Source organism: Arthrobacter sp. MMS24-S77 (assembly GCF_054888235.1).
On the sequence record NZ_JBTZRN010000001.1, the window covers coordinates 4,445,363 to 4,459,757 of the forward strand.

At 63.9% G+C, this 14,395-nt stretch carries 17 protein-coding genes; 7 read left to right on the forward strand and 10 right to left on the reverse strand.

Translation table 11 applies throughout. The features are described from left to right. Nucleotides 1–128: 128 nt before the first annotated feature. From ACX5I4_RS20535 to ACX5I4_RS20545, 3 genes are all read right to left on the reverse strand, one after another. On the reverse strand, nucleotides 129–788 hold the full coding sequence (locus ACX5I4_RS20535) for a hypothetical protein (RefSeq protein ID WP_461838300.1): 660 nt from the start codon (nucleotides 786–788) through the stop codon (nucleotides 129–131). A 203-nt stretch (nucleotides 789–991) separates the two neighbouring features. After that, the gene (locus ACX5I4_RS20540) at nucleotides 992–2,038 is read right to left on the reverse strand and encodes a Gfo/Idh/MocA family protein (RefSeq protein WP_461838301.1); all 1,047 of its coding nucleotides are present in this window, start codon (nucleotides 2,036–2,038) and stop codon (nucleotides 992–994) included. A 41-nt stretch (nucleotides 2,039–2,079) separates the two neighbouring features. Next, nucleotides 2,080–2,691, reverse strand: coding sequence for a TetR/AcrR family transcriptional regulator (locus ACX5I4_RS20545; protein ID WP_461838302.1), 612 nt, complete (start codon nucleotides 2,689–2,691; stop codon nucleotides 2,080–2,082). A 125-nt stretch (nucleotides 2,692–2,816) separates the two neighbouring features. Here ACX5I4_RS20545 and ACX5I4_RS20550 point away from each other — a divergent pair, with 125 nt between their 5' ends. Together ACX5I4_RS20550 and ACX5I4_RS20555 are read left to right on the forward strand one after the other, a co-directional pair. Then, nucleotides 2,817–3,383, forward strand: a complete 567-nt coding sequence (locus tag ACX5I4_RS20550) for an NAD(P)H-dependent oxidoreductase (RefSeq protein WP_461838303.1) — start codon at nucleotides 2,817–2,819, stop codon at nucleotides 3,381–3,383. Between the two features lie 70 nt (nucleotides 3,384–3,453). Continuing rightward, nucleotides 3,454–3,852, forward strand: coding sequence for a DUF1801 domain-containing protein (locus tag ACX5I4_RS20555; protein WP_461838304.1), 399 nt, complete (start codon nucleotides 3,454–3,456; stop codon nucleotides 3,850–3,852). A 148-nt stretch (nucleotides 3,853–4,000) separates the two neighbouring features. On the opposite strand, the gene ACX5I4_RS20560 is transcribed toward ACX5I4_RS20555, so the two are convergent. Further along, nucleotides 4,001–4,351, reverse strand: coding sequence for a hypothetical protein (locus tag ACX5I4_RS20560; RefSeq protein ID WP_461838305.1), 351 nt, complete (start codon nucleotides 4,349–4,351; stop codon nucleotides 4,001–4,003). Between the two features lie 55 nt (nucleotides 4,352–4,406). On the opposite strand from ACX5I4_RS20560, the gene ACX5I4_RS20565 reads away from it, so the two are divergent. Beyond that, nucleotides 4,407–4,832: a GerMN domain-containing protein gene (locus ACX5I4_RS20565; RefSeq protein WP_461838306.1), complete on the forward strand. Its 426-nt coding sequence runs from the start codon at nucleotides 4,407–4,409 to the stop codon at nucleotides 4,830–4,832. A gap of 11 nt (nucleotides 4,833–4,843) precedes the next feature. Here the strand turns inward: ACX5I4_RS20565 and ACX5I4_RS20570 are convergent, their stop codons facing one another. Further along, complete coding sequence (locus ACX5I4_RS20570) at nucleotides 4,844–5,677, reverse strand: isocitrate lyase/PEP mutase family protein (protein WP_461838307.1); 834 nt, start codon at nucleotides 5,675–5,677, stop codon at nucleotides 4,844–4,846. A gap of 114 nt (nucleotides 5,678–5,791) precedes the next feature. Between ACX5I4_RS20570 and ACX5I4_RS20575 the strand changes: the two genes are divergently transcribed. From ACX5I4_RS20575 to ACX5I4_RS20585, 3 genes are all read left to right on the forward strand, one after another. Further along, nucleotides 5,792–7,099 carry an aminotransferase-like domain-containing protein gene (locus tag ACX5I4_RS20575; protein ID WP_461838308.1) on the forward strand — a complete coding sequence of 436 codons (1,308 nt, stop codon included), beginning with the start codon at nucleotides 5,792–5,794 and terminating at the stop codon, nucleotides 7,097–7,099. Next, complete coding sequence (locus ACX5I4_RS20580) at nucleotides 7,096–7,524, forward strand: universal stress protein (protein WP_461838309.1); 429 nt, start codon at nucleotides 7,096–7,098, stop codon at nucleotides 7,522–7,524. The genes ACX5I4_RS20575 and ACX5I4_RS20580 overlap by 4 nt, the downstream gene beginning before the upstream one ends. Before the next feature lie 146 nt (nucleotides 7,525–7,670). After that, nucleotides 7,671–8,009: a hypothetical protein gene (locus tag ACX5I4_RS20585; RefSeq protein ID WP_461838310.1), complete on the forward strand. Its 339-nt coding sequence runs from the start codon at nucleotides 7,671–7,673 to the stop codon at nucleotides 8,007–8,009. On the opposite strand, the gene ACX5I4_RS20590 is transcribed toward ACX5I4_RS20585, so the two are convergent. From ACX5I4_RS20590 to ACX5I4_RS20610, 5 genes are all read right to left on the reverse strand, one after another. Continuing rightward, a complete protein-coding gene (locus tag ACX5I4_RS20590; protein ID WP_461838781.1) occupies nucleotides 8,006–8,608 on the reverse strand; it encodes a phosphatase PAP2 family protein in 603 nt (200 codons plus the stop codon). The two genes, ACX5I4_RS20585 and ACX5I4_RS20590, sit on opposite strands and share 4 nt — an antisense overlap. Nucleotides 8,609–8,738: 130 nt before the next feature. Continuing rightward, on the reverse strand, nucleotides 8,739–10,355 hold the full coding sequence (locus ACX5I4_RS20595; RefSeq protein ID WP_461838311.1) for a dihydrolipoamide acetyltransferase family protein: 1,617 nt from the start codon (nucleotides 10,353–10,355) through the stop codon (nucleotides 8,739–8,741). Between the two features lie 57 nt (nucleotides 10,356–10,412). Further along, nucleotides 10,413–11,393 (reverse strand): alpha-ketoacid dehydrogenase subunit beta, encoded by a 981-nt coding sequence (locus tag ACX5I4_RS20600; RefSeq protein ID WP_461838312.1) that lies wholly within the window; start codon nucleotides 11,391–11,393, stop codon nucleotides 10,413–10,415. A 3-nt stretch (nucleotides 11,394–11,396) separates the two neighbouring features. Continuing rightward, entirely contained in the window at nucleotides 11,397–12,602 is a 1,206-nt protein-coding gene (gene pdhA, locus ACX5I4_RS20605) for a pyruvate dehydrogenase (acetyl-transferring) E1 component subunit alpha (protein ID WP_461838313.1), read from the reverse strand. A gap of 145 nt (nucleotides 12,603–12,747) precedes the next feature. Next, nucleotides 12,748–13,866: a histidinol-phosphate transaminase gene (locus tag ACX5I4_RS20610; RefSeq protein ID WP_461838314.1), complete on the reverse strand. Its 1,119-nt coding sequence runs from the start codon at nucleotides 13,864–13,866 to the stop codon at nucleotides 12,748–12,750. A gap of 74 nt (nucleotides 13,867–13,940) precedes the next feature. Between ACX5I4_RS20610 and ACX5I4_RS20615 the strand changes: the two genes are divergently transcribed. After that, nucleotides 13,941–14,369 carry a phage holin family protein gene (locus tag ACX5I4_RS20615; RefSeq protein ID WP_461838315.1) on the forward strand — a complete coding sequence of 143 codons (429 nt, stop codon included), beginning with the start codon at nucleotides 13,941–13,943 and terminating at the stop codon, nucleotides 14,367–14,369. The last annotated feature ends 26 nt before the right edge of the window (nucleotides 14,370–14,395 follow it).

Genomic DNA, 14,395 nt, shown 5'->3' on the forward strand with positions numbered 1-14,395 from the left:
ACCCCTCCATCCCACGCAGTATGGTCATCGTCCCTGGCCTGGGAAATGACCATTACCGCCGTCTGTTGCGTCGCGGGGCTCCTTGTCAGTCTGCCAAGGAGCCCCGCCGTTCAAGCGTAGCTGTCGCGTTACGGGCGGACAGAATCCACAGGTGCAGTGGGGACGTGGGACGGCACTGCAGGAACAGACGGCACTGCGGGAACGGCCGGTGCGGACGGCACTGCAGGAACGGCAGGCGCAGACGGCAGCGTAGCGGTGCCTTCGGCGTCGGCCTTCGCGGAGACAGAACCGTCGGCGTTCAGACCGGCAGCCTTGCCTTCGGTCACTACTGTTGCGCAGTGTGCCTTGACGTTGGCTTCTCCGCCAGCGTCAACAACCAAGGAGGAGTAGCCGGGTACCTTAGCATCACCCTTCAGGCCACCGTTCAGCAGGGCCGTGCAGAGGCCGAATGCCTCGGGGTCGGTGGCCTTGGCGGAAGCGACTGCTGCTGCGGCCTTGGACTTGGCATCGCCCACGGCGTCAGTGGCCTTGGTCTTTGCGTCTGCAGCGGCGTCGGAAGCCTTGGACTTCGCGGCGTCCACAGCGTCAGCCGCCTTCGACTTAGCGGTCTCGGCTGCGTTGGAGGCGATGGGAGCCGGGGCTCCAACCAGCTCGTGGGCGGTCTGCTGGATTTCGGTGGGAAGCGCTCCGCTGAAGGCTGCGACGCCGGTTCCGCCAACCGCGACAGCTCCGGCAGCCAGGGCGCCGGCGGCGATTTTGCTGGTGGCAAGGACAGTGAACAAGGACATGAGACCTCCGACAAACGTTTTTGGACTGCTCCGGCAGCGGCTTTGTCGCTACCGGATGATCAGTGCGGACGTTGCCCACACTCCCCTTACATCGCTGGGGTCCCCGGAGAAGTTACGCCCGATCCAAAAAAACTTTCCGGCGAACTGGCAGTAGATGACCCTTCCCAAGCGTTTTGGGGTCATTTGATGCCAGTTCGCGCCGGTCAAACGAGCGCCCTGGCCTGCTCGATCAGCCTGAGTACCTCGACCGGCCCGGCCGGATCCACGGGGAGCGGCAACGCGGAGGCGGCACCGCCGTCGGCGATCTTCTCCCCAAGGATCCGGTAGAACTCCTGGTAGGCGCCGCGCTCGGTGGGAACGGTGGTCCGCACGCCGTCGATTTCCAGGGTGCCGTAGTGGTGCGGATCGTCCACGCCGTAGGCGCCGTCTGTGGGCAACCCGCCTCCCAGGATGAACGGTTCCTGGGGATCGATTCCGTACTTCACGAAGCCGCCCTTGGTGCCCAAAATGCGGAACCGTGGAGCGTGGAGCTGGCTGTTGACGTTCATGGCCACGTGGCTGATCACACCGGACGCGTGCTTCAGGACAAGGAAGACGTCGTCATCAGCCTTTTCTTGCGGGCGGCGCGCCAGTATTTCGGCGTGGATGACCGCCGCGGGACCAAACATCTGCACGGCCAGGTCAAGCAAATGGGTGCCAAGATCGAAAAGCAGCCCACCGCCGTCGTCGGCCGTTGCGCTGGCCTTCCACGCCTTGCTGATTTCGGGCGCCCACCGTTCCATCGACGCCTCGCAGCGCATGATTTCGCCCAGCGTCCCGGCGTCGAGCAGCTTCTTCACGGTCAGCGCGTCGCCGTCCCAGCGGCGGTTTTGGTAGACCGTGAGCACGCGGCCCAGCCTCACCGCGAGTTCGATCAGCTCCTGCCCCTGCGCGCTGGTCACGGCGAACGGTTTGTCGACGACGACGTCGAGCCCGGCTTCCAGCGCGGCCTTCGCGAGCGGGTGATGGGTCGCGGGCGGCGTGCCGAGCACCACGAGGTCCAGCTCCCCGGCAAGCGCCAAGACATCTTCCGGACTGTCCACGACCCTCGTGCCGGGATACCGTTCCTGCGCTTTGGCCTTGCGACCCGCGTCCGAGGTGGCGATGACCTCAAGGGAATACGCCGGATTGGCTGCGATGAACGGCGCGTGGAAGACGCTGCCGGAAAGGCCATAGCCAACGACGGCGGTGCGGATCGGTGTGTGGGTCATGCCGCTACGCTACCGGGCCAAGGCAGCCCGGCGAAGGTTTGTCAGGCGTCTTTCAGCAGGCGGGTGACGAGCTCGCGCCACGAGGCCGCCAGTCGCTCAGGCGCGACGCCGTGCATCCGCAGGGAATGCAACACGCGCTCGGGGTCCAGGGCGGCGCCCAGCGATTGGGCCAGCAGCCACGGATCGCGGTCCAAGCCCGCCTCCCGAAGCAGCATCTCGATGTGCCGGTGCCACAACACCACTGGCGGGGCGTCATGCCGGTTTAGCGGAGAATGCTCGGCCGCGGCGCGGGCCAGCTCGCCGTATTCTTCGACATACTTGATGCGCGCTTCGCCAAAGGCAATGAGACGCTCAAGGGGAGGGGCTCCCGGGCCTAGCGGCGGCGGACCGAAGATGAACTGGCGCTGGAAGTCCGATTCGGCGTCGCTCAAGAGGGTCATCATGAGTCCTGCCCTGCTGCCGAAGCGGCGGAATACCGTCCCCTTCCCGACGTCGGCACGGCAGGCGAGCATGTCCATGGTGATGGCGTCCACTCCATGTTCCGCCACAAGTTCCCTGGCAGCTTGGAGGAGCCGTTCGCGGTTGCGCGCGGCGTCGCTACGTTCCGGAGGTGCCCCAAAAGGCAACTCCGGCCGGATGGGAATGAGGCTCACAAGAAACATTCTAGCCTCGGGAATAATAAGCGGACCGCAGTCCGTTTAGAATCTACGAAGGCAGCAAAGCCTCAGAAACCGAGAGCCCGCGGCACCCCGCCCGCGGCCAGACCCAAGGAGTTCCCATGTCCAAGAACACCGTTCTCGCCCTTGTTGGCAGCCTCCGCGCCGATTCCCACAACCGCAAGCTCGCCGAAGCCATCCAGCTCAACGCCCCGGAAGACGTTGAGGTGCAGATCCACGGCTCCCTCGGCAACATCCCGTTCTACAACGAAGACATCGACGTCGAAGGCCAGGTCCCGGCCGAAGCCGCGGCCCTCCGTGCCGCCGCAGCAGCAGCCGATGCCCTCCTCCTCGTCACCCCGGAGCACAACGGCACCATGCCGGCATCGCTCAAGAACGCCATCGACTGGCTGTCCCGCCCGTACGGCGCCGGCGCGCTGGCAGGCAAGCCGACCGCCGTCGTCGGTACCGCTTTTGGCCAGTTCGGTGGAGTCTGGGCACAGGACGAGGCCCGCAAGGCCGCTGGCATCGCCGGCGCCAAGGTTCTCGAAGACGTCAAGCTGGCCGTTCCGGGTTCCATGATCCGCTTCGCCGAACTGCACCCGAAGGACGACGCGGAGGTGGTTGAGCAGATCAAGGGCATCTTCGAGCCCCTGACCGCCGTCCAGGAAGACGAAGTAGCAGCGTAGTCTCACCGGTTCGCCCTCGTCCCGCCATTGAGGCGTGGGCGGGGGCATTCTTTGTCGATACGATGGCGGCATGGCCAGCTACAAGCGCCACCCCGAGGTCGATGCCTACCTCAAGACCCTCCCGGACTGGCAGCACGCCATCGGCGAGCAATTGCGCGACCTCATCCACGAGGCCGAACCCGAAATCGTCGAAACGATCAAGCGCCGCACGCAGCCTTACTTCGTCCTCGACGGCAACGTCTGCGCACTCCTCGCCGCCAAGGACCACATCAATCTGTTCCTGTACGACGGCGCCATTGTTCCCGACCCGGGCAACATCATCACCTCCGGACACGGCAACAAAACCGCCCGGATGATCAGCTTCTACCAGCACGACGAGATTCCGAGTGCACCGCTCATCACCATGCTGAGGCAGATCGCGGCCAATAACCGCGCCGGGGGCTGGCGAAAGATCAAGGGAACGGATTAGCCGGGCTCCGACGGGCCGGGCTGGCGCCTCAATTCCGACCCCGCACCGCTACCATTCCGTGACTGAGCTGAGGCCGAACTGTCATGGACGGATCGGCCCACACCCGGATAGCCAGCCGTAACGTTGATTTACAGGCACCACGGGTGGATCAGGGCAGGAGCGGGGCTGTCATGGGGGTCAGGCGCGGCGTGGAAGGCACGACGACGGCGATCGCCGCATTGTGCCTATCGCTCGCGCTCTGCTTGGCTGGCTGCGCTTCCCCCGACGGCGGCTCTCCGGTCAGTTCGCCCTCAGCCCTGTCCGCTTCACGGGGTGACGCCCCCACGACGGAAGGGCCGGTGGCTGGACTGGTTCCGACGCCCCGCCCTGCGCCTCCTCCGACTGTCAACGAGCTGCCCGCGGCCACCCCTTCGGGCCCGGCAAGCGGCGCCTCCAGGCCATCGGCGACGCAAAGCCACGCCCCAGGGTCCGCCGGTCTACCCAGCACGGCCGCAGCCATTCCGTCGCCTGGGCCATCGTCCGCGCCGTCAGGAAGCCCGGGTTCGCAGGCGCCCTTGCCCCTCCCGACCGCTGGCGTGCCGTCCGGCACCGCCGTGTATTTCGTCGCAATCGGCGACGGCGGCAGCCGCGGCGTGCGGTTTGGCTGCGATGACAGCCTGGTGGCTGTGCAATTCAGTGCGCCAGCAGGCGGCGACCCGCTCGCCGTGGCAATGGGCGAGCTGCTTGCGCCCGACGACACCGCAACCCAGGCGGGCTTGTACAACGCGCTCTCAGGCTCGGCTTTGCGCTATGTTTCGGGCTACCTCGACGGCTCCACCGCCGTCGTGAACCTGAGCGGGTCCCTTCGGCCCGGAGGCGTGTGCGACCACCCGCGGATCGAAACCCAGCTGACCCAGACCGCAGTGGCGGCTACGGGGGCGTCCCAGGCCGCGATCTACATCGACGGGCGCACCCTGGCGGACGTCCTGAGCTTGCGTTGAGGCCGGCCGCGCTACCGCCCGCCGAAGAGCGCGTCCATGTCTGCATAACTCAGGGTTCCGGCGAGGCCCGACCAGTTCCCGTCGCCAAGAACTTCCATTGCGAGCCGGGAGACCGTCGCGTAAGCGGCCCTGGCAGTGCTGCCGCCGATGCTGATTCGCCGGACTCCGGCGTCGTGCAATTCTCCGGGCGACGGCGAACCCAAACCGGCCAGCGCATTGAGCGGCACGCTGATCCGTCGGGAAAGTTCGTGAAGAATATGGAGATCCGTCACCCCCGGCACGAATATTCCGTCCGCCCCGGCCTGCTGGTAGGCGTCCGCACGGCGAAGCGTTTCCTCATATGCAGTGTCCGGAAACTTTCGGGACCAATAGGTGTCCGTGCGCGCATTGATGAAAAGCCGGACGCCGGCATCTTCTGCTGCCTGTCTGATCAAGGCAATGCGCTTTGACTGTTCCGCGATGTCGCTGAGCGGCTGTTCCGCTGAGTCCTCGATATTGATCCCGACGGCGCCCGCGTCCAGGACCGCCCGGATCGTGGCCCGGAGTTCCTCGTCAGTGCGTCCGTAGCCCGTCTCGATGTCTGCAGTCACCGGCAAGCGGGTGGCTTTTGCGATCCGCGACAGTGCTTCCATCGCGAGCTGCCGCGGCAGGTGGTCCCCATCCTGGTACCCCAAGCTCCACGAGATTGCCGAGCTGGAGGTGGCCACCGCCGTCGCGCCCGCTTCCTCGACCATCCGCGCAGATGCGGCATCCCACGCATTCACCAGCACCAAGGGCGCTTGCGGCACAGCATGGAGCTCGTGGAAGCGGAGGGCCTTGGATTCGAGTTCAGGATGCATCGTCATGGCTCTATTCCAGCCTCCCGCCAGCCGGACGTAAAGCGAATCGCACCCCGAATCGTGAAATTGGGATGAAACATCTGTTGCCTTGCTGGCAACTCTGGGGAGTATCCTGTCCATGTGACCCACGAAACATTGGATGCAGGGCCGGAGTTGCCCGCTGAAGCAATTGACGCAATAGAGCGAGCAGCAACTGCCGCCCACCGCCACGAGGAACTCTTCTCGGAGCGCGCCGCCAACATCAAGCAGTCCGCCGTGCGTGATGTCTTCGACATTTCAATGCGCCCGGGGCTCGTCTCCCTCGCTGGCGGAAACCCTTACCTGCAGTCCCTCCCCCTTGAGAAGCTTGGCCAGACCGCCGCGCGCATCATTGCCGAAGAGGGCATGACGGCACTGCAGTACGGCGGCGGCCAGGGCACCGAGGAACTTCGCACCCAGATCTGCGAGATTATGGCTGCCGAAGGTATCACCGACGCCCGGCCGGAAAACGTCGTGATCACCGCAGGCTCCCAGTCGGCCCAGGACGTGGCCACCAAGGTCTTCTGCAATCCGGGCGACGTCGTGCTCGTGGAAAACCCCACCTACGTGGGCGCCCTGAACACCTTCGAGGCCTACCAGGTCCAGGTTGAGACAGTGGACATGGACGACGACGGCCTGGTCCCGGAGCTGCTCGAAGCCAAGATCGCGGAGCTTCAGGCCGAGGGCAAGAACATCAAGTTCCTCTATACGATCCCCAACTTCAACAATCCTTCCGGCATCACGCTTGCCCCAGCGCGGCGTCAGCGGATCGTAGATATATGCCGTAACGCGAATATCTTGGTCCTCGAGGACAACCCGTACGGTCTCTTGCGTTTCGACGGCCACCCCTTGGCCCCGATGCGGGCCGCGAACGCGCATGACGTCATCTACATGGGGTCGTTCTCCAAGATCTTTGCCCCGGGACTGCGGATCGGGTGGGCGCTCGTTCCCGAACACCTGCAGCGGCGCTTCTACCTGGCATCGGAAGCCGTGACCTTGTGTCCTCCCACCTTGAACCAGATGATCATCTCGGCATATCTTCGCGACTACGACTGGCGCGGGCAGATTGAGACTTATCGCGCACTGTACGAGGAACGCTGCAATGCCCTGCTCGTAGCGTTGGAGGAGCACATGCCTTCCGGCCTCAGCTGGACCAGGCCCGAGGGCGGTTTCTTCGTCTGGGTAACCTTGCCCGATGGCGTGGACACGTACCCGCTACTCAAGAAGGCGATCGAGGCAGGGGTCGTGTTCATCCCCGGCGCGGCGTTCACGCACTCGGACGAACCATCCAACAAACTGAGATTGGCCTTCAGCGCAGTCCCACCTGAGTCCATTGCCGAAGGCGTCCGCCGTTTGGCACCAGTACTGCGCGGGGCGATCGACACCATCAACAAAGGAGTTACATCATGAGCGGAATCGTAGTGGTCGGCGTAGACGGCAGTGAGACCGCAATGAGGGCAGCCGAGGCAGCCAGGGACCTCGCGGTCGCCCTGGGAGCCAGCCTTCGCGTCTTGACAGCATTCGACAGCGACCGCACCGAGGTCTTTGAAAGCGGCAGCGACCGGTGGATCGTCTCGGACGCAGACGACGCCGAGAAGGTTGCCCGTGGAGTTGCGGACAAGCTGAACGGCGACCAGCTTGAAATCAGCTACACAGCGGCACGCGGCAAGCCTGGAGAAGCCTTGATCCGCGAGGCCGAACGCGTCGGGGCGCGCTTGATCGTGGTCGGCAACCGTCGCATGCAGGGGCTGGCGCGAGTTCTCGGCAGCGTTGCCAACACCGTGGCCCACAACGCCCCGTGTGACGTCTACATCGCCAAGACGGACGAACCCTAAGCCAGCCAGGCACTAGACGGGGATCACGCGTTGTGGTGGGCGGTCTCACCCCCATTTGGGCCGTGCGGCTAGGAGGCCGCCGGTAAAATTGGAGTGGCCCCCAAGGGCGCGAGCCGTCCATCACAACAACCCGTAGGGGATCCCTTTTGCTTACTCTGCAGCCGCGCCAGCGCGTCGGACATGACATTCTGCTCGCCCGCCACGGAAACCACATCAGCTCCATGCGCTTCGACCGCGCGAATGACCGCATTGTGGCACTTCTTGACGACGGCTCCGTGGACAGCGCTCCAAACATGATTTCCCCGATGCTGCAGATGCCGGAGACGTTCCGCAGCATCATGCGTTCCGACTGGAAGTTGCTGCTTGTGGTTGGTTCCGCCATGTTGGCCGTTGGTGCCCTGGCATTGGTGCTGTCGTTTGGAATGGTCGGCGGCATGAGCGACCAGCAATTGCGCGACCTCGCGGTCAGCTACACGTCTTATTAGATCAGCCAACCCCGCAGGACCCACCAAAGGCCGGCGATAACCACTCCGCCGAACAACGAGCCGGCGATGACCTGGCCGCGAGTGTGGTCCCGCAGCACCACCCGGGACCAGCCGACGGCTGGCACCAGAAGCAGTAGCGGAAGCCACGCCGGTCCGAACATGAGCGCCGCAATGACTGCGGCCGCGGAGATCGCCGAGGCATGACCGCTGATCTTCCACACAAGGCTGACCGCGGCCAACACTGCGATCCCGCCAATCAGGGCAAGGATCATCACTGAGACGCTGGTCGGCGCGTGCATGAGGTTGAGCACCAGCAGTCCGAGGACCACCGACACGAGCGCGAGCATCAGCAGGGGAGCACGCTCCTTGCGATCGCTGACGTGGTGGTCACTCAGTTTGCCAAGCCTCACCAGGACCAGCACGTAGGCCAGCGGCAGGACGCACACAAAGAGCGCGCCAAGGATTCCGAACCATATCGTTCCCGGGAAACCCGGTTCCACCGCTGGGCTGATGAGCAGCAAGATGGACACCACCGCTGGCGGCTGGAAGACCTCGGTCAGGATCCGCGCAACACGGTGCCGGACGCCGAAGGAGGGCATAGCCACCGCCTGGGCACTTCCTCCGCTGCCCTCGAGGCCGCGCTGCCCTACCCCAACGCCGCGCCGCCCTCTCCCAACGCCGCGCCGCCCTCTCCCAACGCCGCGCCGCCCTCCCTCAACGCCGCGCCGCTCAGTCAAGCAGCAGCGCCGGCTCTTCGAGGATGGATGCGACGTCGGCCATGAAGCGGGCGGAGAGGTCCCCATCGACCACCCGGTGGTCGAACGAGCCGCCCAGCGTCGTGATCCAGCGAGGGATGACTTCGCCATCGAGCACCCAAGGCTTTTGCTTGATGGTGCCGAACGCGACGATCGCCACCTCGCCCGGGTTGATGATGGGCGTTCCAGTGTCGATGCCCAGGGCGCCGATATTGGTAATGGTCAGCGAGCCACCCTGCATCTGCGAAGGCTGGGTCTTGCCCGCACGCGCCGTGCTCGCCAGCTCGTTGAGCGCTAGGGCCAGTTCCTTGAGGGAAAGGTCCTGTGCATCCTTGATGTTCGGCACCATGAGCCCGCGCGGAGTGGCGGCCGCAATACCCAGGTTCATGTAGTGCTTGACGTGGATCTCCGCGTTGCCATTGCCGTCGGCATTCTCCACCCAGGTCGCGTTGACGCTTGGATTGCGGGCCGCGGCCCAGATGACAGCCTTGGAGAGGATCAGCAGCGGCGACACCTTGATGCCCTCAAAGTCCCTGGAGGCCTTGAGCCGCTTAACAAATTCCATCGTGCGGCTGGCATCGACGTCCACGAAGATACTCACGTGCGGCGCCGTGAAGGCCGATTCCACCATGGCCTTGGCTGTGGCCTTGCGGACGCCCTTGACGGGAATCCGTTCCACACGCTGATCCTGCGGTTTCTTGGACGCACCCCAGAACGTGTCGGCCTGGTCCACCTCGGCATCGCGCTGCGCCTGGTAGCTGACCAAATCCTCGCGAGTCACTTCACCGCGGGCTCCCGTGGGAACAACGTCGGCAAGGTCAATGCCCAGTTCGCGGGCGATCTTGCGTACTGGAGGCTTGGCCAAAACGCGGTTGACGAGGCCGCTTACGGTTGCACCAAGGCCCGTGAGGCCCGGGGCCTGGGTCGCGACTCCTTGGGACGCAGCTGCGGCCTGTTGTCCGGCAACGGTCCGCAGCGGCGACGCCGTCGCGGCGGGTCCGACGGCGGGTTCGACGACGGCGGGGGCCGTCGTCTGCTCGGCCGCGAGTGTGGCGGAAGCAGTGGGCGCACGATAAGCGGCGGCAGCAGAAGAAGCGACGGTTTCCGGGCGCTTACGCGGGCGGCGCTTGACGGCGTCGGCCTTGGGACCGGAGCCCACCAGTGGACCGCCCGCCGGACCCGCGTCGGACGTTCCCGGGTCTTCGGGCAGCTTGCCGTACATCGAAGCCTCGAAGGCCTGTTCGGCGGCAGGCGTTGCCGAAGCCGCGGGGGTCTGCGCAACGGCAGGCGCGGCAGGCTGCGCGGCGAGCGGTGCAGCGGGTGCTGGCGTGGTCGCGGTCTCGTCCGAGGCATTGTCCGAGATGCCGATAATCGCGGTTCCCACTTCAACCGTGATCCCCTCAGGGACGAGCAATTCCGCCACCGTGCCTGCGTATGGGGACGGCAATTCCACGAGGGACTTAGCGGTCTCGATCTCGCAGATGACGTCGTTGATTGCCACGGTGTCCCCGGGCTTGACCTTCCAGGAGACAATTTCTGCCTCGGTCAGGCCTTCGCCGACATCCGGCAGGTTGAATTTCTTAACAGTCACTTAGGTCCTCGATTTCGGCTGGCCCGTCCGCGTGGCGGAGGGTGCAATCAGGGGCGGCTAGTAGGCCAGGGAACGGTCCAGGGCTTCGAGGATCTTGTCGATGTCCGGCAAGTAGTCCTCCTCCACCTTGGCCACGGGATATGGCATGTGGAAACCGCCCACCCGGATGACCGGGGCCTCAAGGTGCAGGAACGCACGCTCACTGATCCGCGCAGCGATCTCGCCGCCGATACCACCGAACGTTGGCGCCTCGTGCGCAACGATCAAGCGCCCGGTCTTCTTGACGGAAGCCGTGACGGTGTCGAAGTCGATGGGGGAAATCGAGCGGAGATCGATCACTTCAACACTATGCCCGTCCTCTTCCGCCGCTGCGGCGGCGGCCAGCGCAACGGGAACAAGCGGACCGTACGCCACGATGGTGGCGTCGGAACCTTCCCGCAGGACGTGCGCCTGGAACGGGTCCGACGCCGGTCCGGGGTTTTCAGTGTCTACCTCGCCTTTGAGCCAGTAGCGGCGCTTGGGTTCGAAGAAGATCACCGGGTCCGTGCAGTCGACGGCCTGCTGGATCATCCAGTAGGCGTCGTGTGCGTTGGACGGTGTGATGATGCGCAGGCCGGCCGTGTGGGCGAACAGGGCTTCCGGCGATTCTGAGTGATGTTCGATCGAGCCAATGCCCCCGCCGTAGGGGATGCGGATGACCACCGGAACAGTCAGTTTGCCGCCGCTGCGTGAGTGCATCTTGGCCAGCTGCGTGGTGATCTGGTTGAAGCCGGGGAAAACGAAACCATCGAACTGGATTTCGCAGATGGGACGGTAGCCGCGCAAGGCAAGACCTATCGCGGTGCCGACGATGCCGGACTCGGCCAGGGGGGTATCCACAACCCGGTCTGCGCCGAAGTCCCTGATCAGTCCGTCAGTCACGCGATAGACGCCGCCCAGCGGCCCGATGTCTTCTCCCATGAGCAGGGACTTCGGGTTGTTGGTAAGTGAAGCACGCAGGCCTTCGTTGATGGCCTTGGCAATCGTCATGGTGGTCATCAGTTACTTGCCTCCCTCTTCGTGGTCGCCTTCGAACCCGGCGGAGTATTCCTCGAACCAGGCAAGTTCCTCGGCCACCAGGGGGTGCGGCTCGGCGTAGACTCCGGCGAATGACTCGCGAAAGTTCGGGCCCTGTAGGCTTTGGGTGGTGCTGCGGACGTGGGCTGCAAGTTTGTCTCCGTCAACCCTGACTTGCTCAAAGAAAGCTTCATCGGCCAAGCCTTCGCTGCGGAGGTACTTCTCCAGGCGGTCCAGCGGATCCTTCCCGCGCCAAGCGGCTTCTTCGGCGGATTCACGGTACTTGGTGGGGTCGTCCGCCGTAGTGTGCGCGCCGACGCGATATGTATATGCCTCGATGAGCACAGGACCGCGGCCTTCGCGTGCATGCTCAAGAGCCCATTCAGTGACTGCATGGACCGCTATGACGTCGTTGCCGTCCACTCTGATACCCGGGAAGCCGTATCCCTTGGCCCGGTTGAAAAGGGGAACCTTGGTCTGGACCTCAGTGGGAACCGAGATAGCCCAGTGGTTGTTCTGGCAGAAGAACACCACCGGAGCGTTGTAGGACGCCGCGAAGACCATGGACTCGTGGACGTCGCCTTCAGAGCTGGCGCCGTCGCCGAAGTAGGCCACAACAGCGGCCTTCGGGTCGTTGGAGCCGTTGGATTCTGCGAACTTCTGGTCCCGCTGGATTCCCATGGCGTAGCCAACTGAATGCAGTGTCTGGGCTGCCAACACCAGGGTGTAGAGATGGAAGTTGTTCTCGGTGGGATCCCATCCACCATTCGAGATTCCGCGGAACAGCTTCAGGAGCTCAGCCAGATCCACGTCGCGGGTCAACGCAACGCCATGCTCACGGTACGTGGGGAAGATGTAGTCCTGCCGCTGGGTGGCCCGTCCGGAACCGATCTGGGCGGCTTCCTGACCGGTCAGGGGGACCCAAAGGGCCAGCTCGCCTTGCCGCTGGAGGGCCGTGGCCTCCTGATCGAAGCGGCGGACCTCGGCCATGTCGGCGTAAAAACCTCGCAGCTGCTCCGGTTCAAGTCGCTTCGCATAGTCCGAGAAGACAGGATCGGTTCCTAGCTTGCCGTCCGGCCCCAGCAGCTGGATCATCTCGGCTGCGGGATTGCTGGAGGCGCCTTCCGCAGGAGACTGCAGGTGCAGTCCCGTCCCGTTGATCCCGGGGGTGGGCAATTGAGTTGCGCCCATTCCGTCTCCTTGCCTGCTTCAGCCAGACGCTGAGCAATATTTCGCTGATATATGCCGATTCCGGAATGCATTCCGGAATCGGCATATCTTGGCTTTCGTCCCTTACTTTATCCGCAGTAAGGGACGCAGGGGCATTTGTTAACCGCTAGGAAGCCTGCGGCGCTTTTGTATAGGACGCACAGAGCTCCAGGAATCGGGTATTGGCCTCAACCTCGCCGATGCTGACCCGGACGCCTTCGTTGCCGAAAGCCCGCACGGACAACGCCCGTTCACCTGCCAGCGTGGCGAATTCGGCGCTGTTCTCTCCCAGATTCAACCAGACGAAGTTGCCTTGGGCCTCAGGGACGAACCATCCCAACTCCCGGAGTCCTGCCGTAACACGGTCCCGCTCATCAACCAGGCTTTGTACCCTTTCAACAACCTGGTCGAAATTCTGCAAGGAAGTAATAGCGGCGCGTTCAGCTATCTGTGACACCGCAAAGGGCGTGGCCGCGACTCGCAGGTGCTGGGTGAGATCCGGACCGGCAACGCTGTATCCAACGCGCAGCCCTGCAAGGCCATGAGCCTTGGAGAATGTGCGGAGGACCACCACATTGGGGTACTTGCGGTACAGCTTGATGCCGTCCACGGCGTGCTGGTCCCGGACGAACTCCTGGTAGGCCTCGTCGATAACAACAACCACGCCGGCCGGCACTGACTGGATGAACCGCTCCGTCTCCTCCGCGGTGAGGATGGGGCCCGTGGGGTTGTTGGGCGTGCAGAGCAAGACCACCTTGGTGCGGACGGTGACAGCAGCCGCCATGGCCTCGAGGTCGTGGCGTCCGTCGGAAAGCAAAGGGATCTGGACACTCTCAGCACCAGCCAACCCCACGCAGATGGGATAGGCCTCGAAGGAGCGCCATGCGTAGATGACCTCGTCGGCTTTACCGTCGTGGTTCTGTCCCGCAAATGTGGAAAGAATCTGGTTCAGGGCCCCGAGGCTTCCGGCTCCCGTGACGACGTCGTCGGCGGGGATTCCTAGAAATTCAGCGAGCGCCGTGCGCAGCTTGGTGGAAAGAGGGTCCGGATACCGGTTGATGTCCGACTGATCGGCAATGGCCTTGAGCACCGCGGGGATCGGGGGCAACGGGTTTTCGTTGGAAGACAGTTTGTAACTGGTCAGGCCTTCTATGGCTGCGGGGGGCTTGCCTGCCGCATATTTGGGGAGCCTGTCCACAACCGGGCGGGGACGCACGCCCTCCGGTGCGTTGTCAGAAGAATTCATGGAACCAGCCTACTTGTAGGCATTCGAGACATGAGTGTGGGCCTTCCGGTCTGCGCATGTGAAAGCATGGGCGGATGGGTTCATTCATTGTGCGTGTCCTGATCAACGGGCTGGCCCTCTGGGTTGCCAGCTGGATTCTGCCCGGGATGGATATTTCCACCTCGGCAACCACCAACGCAGTCAACAACGCAGGGGTCACACAAGGCAGCGACACCTTGGGTGTGGTTCTTGCCTATCTCTTCATAGGGCTCATTTTTGGCATCGTCAATGCCTTCGTCCGGCCATTGGTCAAGTTGCTCTCCCTTCCAATCACAATCCTCACTCTCGGCTTGTTCACGATTGTCATCAACGCGGCCATGCTGTCCCTGACTGCTTGGCTAAGCAGCTACACCCCGGTACACCTCACCATCGATAGCTTCTTCTGGACCGCAGTTCTCGCCGCCATCATCATTAGCCTCATCTCCATGGTGTCCAGCTGGATCCCTGGCGCTAACAGGCGCTAGGTCCGCGAGTTAACGGGCGCTAGGTC

What these genes read in the sequence shown, in the direction of transcription:
- ACX5I4_RS20535 (WP_461838300.1), bottom strand. Translation starts at nt 788, where the DNA reads ATGTCCTTGTTCACTGTCCTTGCCACCAGCAAAATCGCCGCCGGCGCC.
- ACX5I4_RS20540 (WP_461838301.1), bottom strand. Translation starts at nt 2,038, where the DNA reads ATGACCCACACACCGATCCGCACCGCCGTCGTTGGCTATGGCCTTTCC.
- ACX5I4_RS20550 (WP_461838303.1), top strand. Translation starts at nt 2,817, where the DNA reads ATGTCCAAGAACACCGTTCTCGCCCTTGTTGGCAGCCTCCGCGCCGAT.
- ACX5I4_RS20555 (WP_461838304.1), top strand. Translation starts at nt 3,454, where the DNA reads ATGGCCAGCTACAAGCGCCACCCCGAGGTCGATGCCTACCTCAAGACC.
- ACX5I4_RS20560 (WP_461838305.1), bottom strand. Translation starts at nt 4,351, where the DNA reads ATGGCTGCGGCCGTGCTGGGTAGACCGGCGGACCCTGGGGCGTGGCTT.
- ACX5I4_RS20570 (WP_461838307.1), bottom strand. Translation starts at nt 5,677, where the DNA reads ATGACGATGCATCCTGAACTCGAATCCAAGGCCCTCCGCTTCCACGAG.
- ACX5I4_RS20580 (WP_461838309.1), top strand. Translation starts at nt 7,096, where the DNA reads ATGAGCGGAATCGTAGTGGTCGGCGTAGACGGCAGTGAGACCGCAATG.
- ACX5I4_RS20590 (WP_461838781.1), bottom strand. Translation starts at nt 8,608, where the DNA reads ATGCCCTCCTTCGGCGTCCGGCACCGTGTTGCGCGGATCCTGACCGAG.
- ACX5I4_RS20600 (WP_461838312.1), bottom strand. Translation starts at nt 11,393, where the DNA reads ATGACCACCATGACGATTGCCAAGGCCATCAACGAAGGCCTGCGTGCT.
- pdhA (WP_461838313.1), bottom strand. Translation starts at nt 12,602, where the DNA reads ATGGGCGCAACTCAATTGCCCACCCCCGGGATCAACGGGACGGGACTG.
- ACX5I4_RS20610 (WP_461838314.1), bottom strand. Translation starts at nt 13,866, where the DNA reads ATGAATTCTTCTGACAACGCACCGGAGGGCGTGCGTCCCCGCCCGGTT.
- ACX5I4_RS20615 (WP_461838315.1), top strand. Translation starts at nt 13,941, where the DNA reads ATGGGTTCATTCATTGTGCGTGTCCTGATCAACGGGCTGGCCCTCTGG.